The sequence below is a fragment of the Paenibacillus sp. FSL K6-1122 genome (assembly GCF_037977015.1).
Classification (GTDB): Bacteria; Bacillota; Bacilli; order Paenibacillales; family Paenibacillaceae; genus Paenibacillus; species Paenibacillus amylolyticus.
On record NZ_CP150272.1, the window covers coordinates 3,380,821 to 3,392,664 of the forward strand.

The 11,844-nt window shown below is 41.8% G+C and carries 9 protein-coding genes; all 9 read left to right on the plus strand.

Annotated elements, in window-relative coordinates; all coding sequences use genetic code 11:
• The first annotated feature begins 65 nt into the window (after window positions 1–65).
• The 9 genes from NSQ20_RS15435 (at window position 66) to NSQ20_RS15475 (ending at window position 11,842) form a co-directional block, all read left to right on the plus strand.
• Window positions 66–1,046 (plus strand): alpha/beta hydrolase, encoded by a 981-nt coding sequence (locus NSQ20_RS15435; protein ID WP_255319826.1) that lies wholly within the window; start codon window positions 66–68, stop codon window positions 1,044–1,046.
• A gap of 193 nt (window positions 1,047–1,239) precedes the next feature.
• Window positions 1,240–2,160, plus strand: coding sequence for an alpha/beta hydrolase (locus NSQ20_RS15440; RefSeq protein WP_340032910.1), 921 nt, complete (start codon window positions 1,240–1,242; stop codon window positions 2,158–2,160).
• Between the two features lie 39 nt (window positions 2,161–2,199).
• Window positions 2,200–3,657 carry an alpha/beta fold hydrolase gene (locus tag NSQ20_RS15445; RefSeq protein WP_127548335.1) on the plus strand — a complete coding sequence of 486 codons (1,458 nt, stop codon included), beginning with the start codon at window positions 2,200–2,202 and terminating at the stop codon, window positions 3,655–3,657.
• Between the two features lie 32 nt (window positions 3,658–3,689).
• Window positions 3,690–5,777, plus strand: coding sequence for a serine hydrolase domain-containing protein (locus NSQ20_RS15450; protein WP_340032911.1), 2,088 nt, complete (start codon window positions 3,690–3,692; stop codon window positions 5,775–5,777).
• Between the two features lie 162 nt (window positions 5,778–5,939).
• On the plus strand, window positions 5,940–6,614 hold the full coding sequence (locus NSQ20_RS15455; protein WP_340032912.1) for a response regulator transcription factor: 675 nt from the start codon (window positions 5,940–5,942) through the stop codon (window positions 6,612–6,614).
• A complete protein-coding gene (locus tag NSQ20_RS15460; protein ID WP_127548339.1) occupies window positions 6,611–7,972 on the plus strand; it encodes a HAMP domain-containing sensor histidine kinase in 1,362 nt (453 codons plus the stop codon). The genes NSQ20_RS15455 and NSQ20_RS15460 overlap by 4 nt, the downstream gene beginning before the upstream one ends.
• 194 nt (window positions 7,973–8,166) lie before the next feature.
• Window positions 8,167–10,293 carry a serine hydrolase domain-containing protein gene (locus NSQ20_RS15465; RefSeq protein WP_340033033.1) on the plus strand — a complete coding sequence of 709 codons (2,127 nt, stop codon included), beginning with the start codon at window positions 8,167–8,169 and terminating at the stop codon, window positions 10,291–10,293.
• Window positions 10,294–10,350: 57 nt separating this feature from the next.
• Window positions 10,351–11,292: an alpha/beta hydrolase gene (locus tag NSQ20_RS15470; RefSeq protein ID WP_282321520.1), complete on the plus strand. Its 942-nt coding sequence runs from the start codon at window positions 10,351–10,353 to the stop codon at window positions 11,290–11,292.
• Between the two features lie 175 nt (window positions 11,293–11,467).
• Window positions 11,468–11,842, plus strand: a complete 375-nt coding sequence (locus tag NSQ20_RS15475) for a hypothetical protein (protein WP_282321519.1) — start codon at window positions 11,468–11,470, stop codon at window positions 11,840–11,842.
• Window positions 11,843–11,844 lie beyond the last annotated feature (2 nt).

The following is an 11,844-nucleotide window of genomic DNA, read 5'->3' on the forward strand; positions in this document are numbered from 1 at the left end:
CTTGATTAGGATTTCTTAAGTAGCCTGCCAGGCCAATATAAAGATGAGGATAGGAGCAGATGAATGTGAATCTACAAGCAGACAGAGGAGTCCAGAGTAAAAGCAAAACCAAGAAAGTGTTAAGCATTTTGTTTAAAGTACTTTGCGCAATCATTATAGCAATCTTACTTTTTGTAGCTATCGTATATACCGTCAATAAAATCAGCAGTTATTCGGAGCAAAAAAGAATGGAACCGTATGGTCAACATGTATCCGTAGACGGAAAAAATATGAATGTGTTCATTCAAGGCGAAGGCGAGGAAACGATTGTGCTTCTGCCTGGTTTTGGAACAGCGGCACCAGCGCTTGATTTTAAACCTCTTATCTCCGAGTTATCTCCATATTATAAAGTTGTCGTTGTTGAGCCCTTTGGTTACGGATTGAGTGATCAGACCAAAAAGGAACGTAGCACAGCAAATATCGTCAGTGAAATTCATGAAGCGTTACAGCGTCTACATATTGATCGTTATATCCTCATGGGTCATTCCATTTCGGGGATCTATAGCCTGGATTACGTGAACAAGTATGCAGATGAAATAAGTGCATATGTTGGGCTGGATAGCAGTGTTCCAGCGATAAGTGAACAGAAGATTGATTCATCAGATACACAACCAATTAAATGGTTCCGCAACTTGGGTTTCGCCCGAGTGCAACTGAAACTGAGTGCTGACCCTTATGATGGACTGCCTTATGATGAGCAAACGAAAGAACAATTGAACATTCTGATACGCAAAAATATGTATAATACCACGCAATTAAATGAGGCAGAAAGTATGTATTCCAACTTTAAAGCATCTGAACAACTAACTTTCCCTGTTAATCTTCCGGTTCTTTTCTTTGTTCAAAAGAATCATCCGGCAGCAGACAATTGGGTTCCGGAACACGAGAAGTTAATAGAAAACTCTGTGCGTGGTGAAGTGGTGCTGCTGGAAGCAAATCATTATTTGTATCGTTCCCATGCCAAAGAAATTTCTGAAAAATTCATGGGATTTATGACGCAGCAGTAAATATAAATGAATTGGCTTGTTCATATTCAGTTCATATTGACGTCACGGGGAGTACATTTTCATTGGATAAGATTTCATTAGCAGCAAAAAAGACAATCGAACTATCAGTTCAAGACAGGAGAAGATAACACTGACGACGCAGCCAGCGGAAAAGAAAACAAAGAATAGATCAAAGGCCAAAAAAGTGAGAAACATGATACTGAAAATAGTAGGAGCAATCGTAATCGCCATTATTCTATTTCTAGGTATTGTTTATATCACCAATGTGATCAGTAGTAATTCAGAGGCCAAGAAAATAGATTCCTATGGTCAGCATGTATCTGTAGACGGGAAAAATATGAATGTGCTCATTCAAGGCGAAGGCAAGGAAACGATTGTACTTCTGCCTGGTTTTGGAACAGCAGCACCAGCGCTTGATTTTAAACTGCTCATTGACGAACTATCACCATATTACAAAGTTGTGGCGGTTGAGCCATTCGGGTATGGGTTAAGTGATGCTACTGAAAAAGAACGAACCACAGAGAATATCGTAAGTGAAGTTCATGAAGCTCTGCAGCAACTCGATATTCATCAGTACATGCTCATGGGTCACTCCATTGCAGGCATTTATGGCATTGATTATGTGAACAAATATCCGGATGAGGTCACGGCATTTGTCGGAATTGATAGCAGTGTTTCAACACAACCGGGTATGGATGCCAAATTACCTACTAAAACGTTCGCATTTCTTAAAAAATCAGGTCTCCAAAGATTGGTGGTCAAATTTAGTACTGACCCCTATGCTGGACTCGCATTTGATGAACATACCGTAGAGCAGATGAACATGCTGTCGAATAAAAACTCGAACAGTTCCACGACTTTGAATGAGATGGGTCATATCTCTTCCAATTTTAAAGGAGCTCAAGGTTTAACCTTCCCTAAAGACCTTCCACTTCTACTCTTTGTACAAGCTAATAATGAAGGTGTAGAAGGATGGATACCGCTGCATGAAGGGCAGATCAAAGATTCAGTACATGGGAAAGTAATCACCATGGATGGCGAGCATTACTTGCACCATACGTTATTCAAAGAAATAGCAAAAGATATTAGAGCATTCATGAACGAAGCGAAGTGAAAATTCTGTAAAAGTCCGTGATGAGAGAGAGGAATTCAATTGAGATTATTTGAGATACTGTTAGTACTATCCTGTTTCGCGTTACTCATAGACCTACTATTTATTAAAAGAAGTGCAAAGAAAATAGGTTTGGGTTTGGGTATAGGAAGTAGCGTTATATTATTAGTTCAATTGTTTGTTGAGGGATACAGATGGCAGTTGCTTTTGGTATATATCATGACGGCTCTATTCATAATCATCGTTTTATTCAGACATTCCGATAAGATGGCGAATCTTAAAATAGGGAAGTTCTTGAAATATAGTTTATCTTCCTTAATCGTTATTCTGCTTGTTGGTTCTACCGTCTTGTCTGTATACTTACCTGTTTTTAATCTGCCGAAGCTTGATGGTCCAGAGAAGGTGGGTACTCAAACATTTCATTTAACAGACCAGAACAGAGACGAAATCTTCACTGAAGATCAAAGCGATAAGAGAGAACTAATGGTTCAAGTTTGGTACCCAACTGAAAACAGCAATAATAACAAGCGTGACACGCTGTTTCCAAAAGATAAAGAAATGTTCAAAAAGTATATTCAGAGCTTCTCTAATTCTTTAAAACTGCCCGAATTTTTGCTCGACTACTTGAAGTATAGTCAAACCAACTCTTATGAAAATGTTGAAATATTACCTTCTACAAGTCCTTATCCCGTGGTACTACTATCTCATGGTATGGGAACCAGTAGAGTTCTACATGTATCACAGGCCGAGAATCTGGCCAGTCATGGGTTTATCGTGGTCACCATCGATCACACGTATAGCACCTTTGCTACCCTTTTTCCAGATGGCCGTGTAACGGATTATAAAAAAAGCACGACTACACTAGATGAACGTACAAAAACAGGGAGTATATGGACGAAAGATGTGGAGTTTGTAATCGATCAAATCGAAAAGTTGAATTCAGGTGCAATCGAAAGTCAGTTTAAAGGGAAAATCGATCTAGATCACATCGGCGCGATGGGGCATTCTTTTGGGGGGGCAACCGCGTTTAATGCAACGTATTTAGATCAGAGAATCAAGGCCGGGGTTAATATGGATGGGTCACTATATGAAGTGGAAAATAGAGATGATATAAACAAGCCGTTTATGTTCATCCGATCGGGAAGTTTTGAAGACTGGTTCGCCAACTTTGAAATAGATAGAAATTCGGATGATGAAGTAACTAAATCTCTTTCAGATGAGCTGCACATTATGAAAAATGTTATGAATCATGGGGGAAAAGTGATCTATGTAGAAGGAACCCAGCACTTCAATTTCACGGACCTTCAGTTCTATTCAGAGCTGGTTAAACTGTCCGGTATCACAGGAGATATCAATGGTAAAAGAGGATCAAACATCGTAAATCAATATGTACTCGATTTCTTTAACAAGCAACTGAAAGGAACGGGTGGAGATCTCATTCAGGGACCAAACGACTTGTATCCGGAGGTGAAATTTGTAGACCCAGAAGAAATCAAATAACCAAAACACTTAAAATTCAGGAGATGATGTGAATGGGACGACAAAAGGGAAAACGCACTTCAATCGCCGTGTTAACGCTGGCATTAACCATGTTAGCTCCAATGTCTGCAATGGCTGCGCCTACTACAAGTAGCAGTGATCATACGTATGAACCAACCAAGAAAACGGTGATGGAGAAAGCCAAGTTACTCACTGAGAAGCATGGAATCACAAGCCTGCAATATGCCCTTATCGATGGTGGCGAGATTGTGGTGTCCGGTCAGACAGGCAAGAACGATAACAACAACAAGGTGCCTCTTACGCCCGATACAATCTATGGCATAGGATCAACGAGTAAAATGTTCCTCACAGCTTCTGTTATGAAGTTAGTTGAAGAAGGCAAGGTGGATTTGGATCTGCCTGTTGTGAACTATATACCTGATTTTCAAATGAAAGATCATCGCTACAAACAAATCACACCACGCATGCTGTTGAATCATTCTTCCGGTCTGCTGGGAGGCACGGGCAGCAATGCCACATTGTACGGGGATAATGATACGTACTCACATGATACGTTTCTGGATCAATTGGCAAGTCAAAACCTGAAGGCAGATCCGGGCGCGTTCTCGGTGTATAGTAACGATGGGTTTACGTTATCCGAGATTATGGTTGAACGTGTTAGCGGCATGAGTTTTACAGCTTTTATACACCAATATTTTACGGAACCTTTGGACATGAAACATACCAAAACACCACAGGATGTGGTTGACACGGCAGCAATGGCGGGAATCTATTCTCCTATGTATGAGGGTCAGCTTCCACAAGAGAATTATAATGTTATCGCTACTGGAGGCATTTATTCCACCGCTGAAGATCTTGCGAAGTTTTCACAAATCTTCACGGGAGAGGTCCAAGGCATTCTTACCGATAAGTCTGTAGAAGCCATGGCGCAAGAAGAATACAAAAAAGGCATGTGGCCAGAGGGTGGCGATACGTCTATATCTTACGGTTTAGGGTGGGATAGTGTAAATCTGTACCCATTCAGTGAATACGGTATCAAGGCAGTAACAAAAGGTGGAGATACCATATCGTATCACTCATCATTAGTCGTACTGCCGGAATATAATCTGGCTGCAGCCGTTACCTCATCAGGTGGGACAAGTGCCAAAGATCAGTTCATTGCGAGTGAATTATTACTCAGCGCACTTGAGGAAAAGGGCATTATTACAGAACGGAAGCCGGAAAAATCGTTTGGTGTTCCAGTGAAGGCAGATATACCTAAAGAAATAGCCACGAATGCAGGTATATATGGCGGCAATAATTCGGTTAAGAAGATCGAAATGAATACTGCTGGACAAATGACTGTATCCACACCTTCAGCTCCAAGTGATCCGGTTCAAAAATACACCTATACAGCAGATGGTACTTTTGTTAACGATGAAGGCACGGAAAAGTTGAAATTTGTTAAGGAGAAGAATGGAATGACTTATCTGTGGTATCGATCTTATATATCCTTACCAGGACTTGGACAATTGGCTTTCTCCGAATATAAAATGGAAAAGCTGGAAGCCAATGAATTATCCCAGGATATTACGGCCTCATGGGAGAAACGTGAAGGTAAAAAATATTACCTTCTGAATGAGAAATATACATCAACGGTTTATCTCAATTCGGCACCAATTCTCCCTATTCATTTGGACAAAGAGACGCCTGGGTATGTATCCAATACTAAGATTATTGGAGCAAACGAAGCAGTCACGGAGCTGCAAATCCCTGGCCTGGCTGGACGTGATACAAAGGAGATTTATTTTGCTAAAAAGAACGGAGTAGAGTACATTACAGCCGTTGGTAGCATATACGCCAGTGAGGAAATGGTACAACCACTCTATTCGGGTAAACAATCTCTAGCAACGATTCAAGCAGATGGATATGCCAGATGGTTTTCGTTACCAGCAACGGTGAAAGGAAAAGTCATGACGGTTAAAATGCCTGCAACTGGCGCCTTTGCCGTATATGATCAGAAGGGGATTTGTATTAATCACACCGTAGTCAGCGGTCAGAATGAGGTTGTATTACCAGAAAACGGCCGCATTGTATTTGCAGGTGACGTGGATTCCACTTTCGAAATTTCATTAAAATAGATGTTGTGCCGTAGTTAGTTTTATGAAAGAAACTAAGAAAGTAGCCGATCAAAGTTATCGGCTGCTTTTGTTCAATTTAACTATAATTAGTTTGTCACTTCAGTTAGAATTCTTCGCTATTGCTCAACTGAAGAATTATTCTTTTTTAGGAGAGTGGAAACGTTGCCTACGATATTGGTTGCTGACGACGATGCGAACATTCGCAAACTCGTCTGTTTATTTTTGCGCAACGACGGATTTACAACCATCAACGCCGTAGACGGAAAGGAAGCCCTGGCTATCTATACCTCCATGCCAGTCGATTTGGTTATTCTTGATATTATGATGCCAGTCATGGACGGTTGGGCATTATGCGAGGAACTTCGAAGAGCCAATCCGGATCTTCCGTTACTAATGTTGACGGCAAGAAACGAGACCTGGGAGAAAGTACAAGCATTTCAGCTCGGGACAGATGACTATATGACGAAGCCATTCGATCCGCTTGAGTTGATGGCTCGCGTCAAGGCACTGTTGAAACGATACCGTATAGGATTAACGCAGACCATCCAATTAGGAAACGTTATTCTGAACCGGCAGACTTATAAGGTCCTGAGGGGTACAGAGTCGTTCACCTTGCCGCTTAAAGAGTTCGAATTATTGTATAAACTTGCTGGATTACCGGGACAAGTCTATACGCGGGAGCAATTAATCGATCAAGTTTGGGGAATTAATTATACTGGCGATGATCGAACGATAGACGTGCATATTAAACGTCTACGCGAACGTTTTGCCGATATCTCCGATTTTCGTATCGAAACGGTGCGGGGACTTGGCTACCGGCTAGAGGTGCAAGAGTGACCGGCTCCCTCTATACACGTGTAGTCCTGACCTTTCTGGTCTCCGTGATTGGGGGCACAATCCTTTCTTTTCTTGCTACAACCTGGATATTTCAAGATAAATTAAACGAAAACTTACAAGGCTCCTTGCTTGACTTTGGCCAGGATATCGTCCGCATCTACGAGACATTGCCGTTACATGAAGCAGAAATGTTTATAAGTGAAATGAAACAACTCAATTCCTATCACATTCGAATCTATAAAGCAACGGATCAATTCCAATCCTACGGAGAACTTAAAGAACAACATCCTTTCCCGGTGACGACGGAACAAGTGAAGAAAGTGCTGGATGGGGAAAGGGTCCAATTCAATGGGATCGATACGTTCTTCTTGGGATTGCCGATAAAAACTGAAATGGGAAGCAAAGCAATGTTTGTAGAGCCCCTCACTTCCTCTTCCACCTCATTTCTCATCAAGTTTGTTTTAACTTTTATGATTTGTTCGTTAATAGCAGGAAGCCTATTGATACTAATTGCGGCTATGTTTCTGGTGAGACCGATCAAAAAGCTGACAGAAGCGACCCGGCTTATAGCTGCCGGAGATTTCAATGTCAAGCTTAATATTAAACAAAAGGGTGAGATAGGTGCTCTGGCTCGTAGTTTCGAAGAAATGATGCACGATCTAAAGCAGCTTGAGCAGATGCGTAGGGAATTCGTAGCAAACGTGTCCCATGAAGTTCAGTCTCCGCTCACTTCCATTTCCGGTTTTGCTATAGCGCTCAAGCAGGTAGACCTCCCGGATGACGAAAGAAGCGATTATCTCGATATTATCATCACTGAAACTGCAAGAATGTCCAAAATAAGTGATAGTCTGCTAAAGCTGAGTTTGCTTGAATCTCAATCATTGCAAATGCGGCTCGCCACGCTAAGTCTGGATGAACAGATCAGACAAGTAATCGTCGCTATTCAACCCCAATGGTCGGCCCGTAACATTCAGTTCGATCTTGATTTGCAGCCCACCAAAATCACGGCCAATCATGACCAGTTAAATCAGGTGTGGATCAATATCTTCGGCAATGCCATCAAATTTTCCGAAGATGGTGCCCGAATTAGCATCAGGATCAAACAGAATATCAAGAACGTGACGATCCGCATATCGGATTCGGGTATTGGTATTCTCCCGGAAGACCAAAAGCGTATATTTGACCGCTTCTTTAAAGCTGATCGTTCCCACAGTCAGAAATATGAAGGAAGCGGTATGGGACTAGCTATTGTAAAGCAGATCGTCTCGCTTCATCAAGGGGACATCCGGGTGGAGAGCGAATATGGACGAGGAACGACCTTCATAGTCATCTTGCCAATCACAACACCCACAGAGTGATTGGATTTCATGTCTTCTCTTAGCTATGACACTCTATATAAACCTCCTTGCGTATGATGATGCAAACTTTTTTTGCCTGTTCATCCTCCGTTCATGCTGCAGTCATTAGGGGGACATCTTGGTTTGTTATATTGTCTTTAGCGCCCACGTTAAGGTGGCTTAACACAATGATGAAGACAGGAGTAGATGCAAGAATGAAACCAAGAGAGGTAACAAAACTGAAGATGAGTGTGAGGAGAGCAAGAAAGAGAAATACTATAGCTGCTGTGACTCTCATGCTGACGATACTTGCCCCAATGTCTGCAATGGCCGCACCGACTCCCATGAACAACAGCAACCTTACGTATGAGACAACAAAGAAAGCCGTGATCGAAAAAGCCAAATTACTGACCGAGACATATGGTACGACGAGTCTGCAATATGCGCTCATCGATGGTGGAGAGATTGTGGTGTCCGGTCAAACGGGCAAAAACGATATAAACGATAAGGTGCCTCTTACTTCGAACACCGTCTATGGCATTGGTTCAACCAGTAAAATGATGCTTACAGCCGCTGTAATGAAGCTGGTTGACGAAGGCAAGATTGATTTGGATGCACCTGTTGTGAACTATATGCCTGACTTTACAATGAAAGATAACCGATACAAACAGATCACACCCCGTATGTTGCTGAATCATTCCTCCGGTCTTCTGGGCACCTCAACCAGCAATGCCACATTGTACGGAGATAATGACACGTATTCACATGATACGTTTCTGGAGCAATTGGCGAATCAAAACCTGAAAGCAGATCCCGGCGAATACTCAGTCTACAGCAACGATGGCTTTACGTTAGCCGAGATTCTGGTCGAAAGAGTGAGCGGCATCGGTTATACCGCATTTATACACAAGTATTTCACGGAGCCTTTGGATATGAAACATACCAAATCACCACAGGATGTGGTTAATCCGTCAGACATGGCGGCAATCTATTCCCCTTTTTATGAGGGACCACTTCCAAAAGAGAATTATAATATCATCGGTACTGGAGGTCTGTATTCCACCGCTGAAGATCTGGTCAAATTTTCAAGAATCTTCACGGGAGAAGTTGATGGTATTCTTTCCAGTAAGTCTGTCAAAGCTATGGCGCAAGAAGAGTATAAAAGAGGCATGTGGCCAGAGGATAGCGATACGCTGATGTCTTACGGGTTGGGGTGGGATAGTGTGAGCTTGTTCCCATTCAACGAATACGGCATTAAGGCCGTTATGAAAGGTGGAGATACTTTATCTTATCAGTCCTCATTAGTGGTACTTCCGGAATACAATATGGCTGCAGCCGTTATCTCTTCAGGCGGGTCAAGCTTAACCAATCATTTTATTGCCAATGAATTATTACTCAGCGCACTTGAGGAAAAGGGCGTTATTAAAGAACGGAAGCCGGAAAAATCATTTGGCGTACCTGTGAAGGCAAATATGCCTAAAGGAATATCCAAGTATGCAGGTATATATGGCGGCAATAATTCGGTTATGAAGATCAAAATAAATACGGCTGGAAAAATGACTGTATCTTCACTTGCAGCTCCGAGTAATCCGGCTCAAGAATACACCTATACAGCAGATGGTACTTTTGTTAATAACGAAGGTACAGACAAGTTGAAATTCGTTGTGGAGAAAAATGGGAAAACCTACTTGTGGTCACGATCTTATATATCCGTTCCAGGACTCGGACAGCTGGCTTTCTCAGAATATAATGGGGAGAAGCTTGAAGCCAATAAATTATCCAAGGAGATTAACGCTGCATGGGCAAAGCGTGATGGTAAAAAATATTATCTGGTGAATGAGAAATACACATCAATGCTCTATCTTAATGCTACATCGATCCTGCCTATTCAGTTGAATAAAGAGAATCCGGGGTATATGTCCAATAATAAGATTATTGGAGCCAACGAAGCAGCCAATCAATTGCAGATTCCGGGTACTGCCGGACGTGATACGATGGACATTCATTTCTCCAAAAAGAACGGAGGAGAGTATCTTACATTTTCAGGTTATGTATACGCTAGTGAGGAAATGGTGAAACCAATCTATTCGGGTAAACGATCCGCAACAACCATTCAAGCAGATGGATATGCCAAATGGTTTTCGGTACCAGCTACTGCGAAAGGAAAAGTCATGACAGTGAAGTTGCCTGCAAATGGAGCCTTTGCTGTCTATGACCAGACCGGAATTTGTATTAATCACACCGTGGTCAGCGGTAAAAATGAAGTTGTTTTACCAGAAAACGGTCGTATTGTATTTGCAGGTGAGGCTGGTTCTCAATTTGAAATTACATTAAAAAAGTAAAATGAATAGCGTTTCAAACGGCTGTACAACAAACGAACTCAACAGGAGAACACCATCATGATGAAAAAAATATTAATCATTTTGCTCAAAATATTCGGAGCCATCGTTATCGCTTTTGCATTATTTATTGCCACTGTTTTTATTGTTAATGTATTTAGCAACAAATCAGAGGAAGGGAAAATAAAACCCTATGGTCAGTTTGTAGCAGTTGACGGGAAAAACATGAATGTGTTGATTCAAGGAAAAGGCAAAGAAACGGTGGTATTGCTTCCTGGATACGGAACACCTGCCCCGGCCCTTGATTTCAAACCGCTCATCGATGAGTTATCTCCATTTTACAAAGTTGTTGTCATTGAGCCTTTTGGTTATGGATTAAGTGATATTACTGAAAAAGAGCGTACCACTGAAAATATGGTTAGTGAAATTCATGAAGCGTTACAGCAACTTGGTATTCATAATTACACGCTTATGGCTCACTCGATTTCAGGGATATACGGCCTGGATTATGTGAATAAATATCCAAACGAAGTAAGTTCATTTGTCGGAATTGAGAGCAGTGTCCCAACGCAGGGAGGTAATGATGATCCATTTCCAACCGAAACGTACAAACTGCTTAAAAAATCAGGATTCTACCGATTGTTAATGAAACTGGCCCCTGATCAACTGATTGCACCCGATGTTGATGAAGAAACCAGAGAACAAATTAGAATACTTTCACTCAAAAATACGTTTAATCCGAACAACCTGAATGAAGGTGAAAACTTTGGTCCTAATTTCAAAGAAGCTGAGAACCTGTCCTTCCCCAAAGATCTTCCTGTGATTTTCTTCTTACAAGCGAATGATACCGAAACGGAAGGATGGATACCATTACATGAAGAGCAAGTCAAAGCTTCTGTACATGGAAAAGTGATGACATTTGAGGGAGAACATTATTTGCATCACACCCGATCCAAAGAAATGGTTCAAGAATATAGAAAGTTTATGAGTGAGATAAAATAGTGTCGCCAACAAAAGAAGTCGCGAAATCGCGGCTTTTTTCTGTTAGGGAGATGGTGAATATACATACTTCGTTATCTATTGGAAAATTTAGGTTGACACTTCTTTTTGTCGCGTATACAATCGTATACATGAACACGTTGTATACATATGTATACACGTAATGGGGGTGGCACAAATGAGAGATCGTCCTATCGAAGAGATGGATGGAAGTGTACGTCAAGGTGAGCGTCCAAGACGTGATATGAGTGACAGTGAGCAACGTGGTGAACGTTCCAGACGTGGAAGAGGTCATGGTGAACATGAGGGAAAACGGGGCCGTGGTGCGCAGACATTCCGTCGCGGCCGAATTCTTGTATTTCTGGAACAAATGCAGAATCGGAGAACAACGCTTGTCCGACAACTTGGACAGGAGGAGTATGAACATATTCGCCCGGTGATCAGTGGGGAGTTAAAAGCTATTGATCAGGTCATCGACGAGTATATCCATCTGTTCGAGCTGCAAAATGAAGATGTAAACCCCAATAAGGATCTGGAGAGTGAGAGTGAATAAGT

Coding starts and splice junctions, on each gene's coding strand:
- NSQ20_RS15440 (WP_340032910.1), top strand. CDS start 1,240: ATGATACTGAAAATAGTAGGAGCAATCGTAATCGCCATTATTCTATTT.
- NSQ20_RS15450 (WP_340032911.1), top strand. CDS start 3,690: ATGGGACGACAAAAGGGAAAACGCACTTCAATCGCCGTGTTAACGCTG.
- NSQ20_RS15465 (WP_340033033.1), top strand. CDS start 8,167: ATGAAACCAAGAGAGGTAACAAAACTGAAGATGAGTGTGAGGAGAGCA.
- NSQ20_RS15470 (WP_282321520.1), top strand. CDS start 10,351: ATGATGAAAAAAATATTAATCATTTTGCTCAAAATATTCGGAGCCATC.
- NSQ20_RS15475 (WP_282321519.1), top strand. CDS start 11,468: ATGAGAGATCGTCCTATCGAAGAGATGGATGGAAGTGTACGTCAAGGT.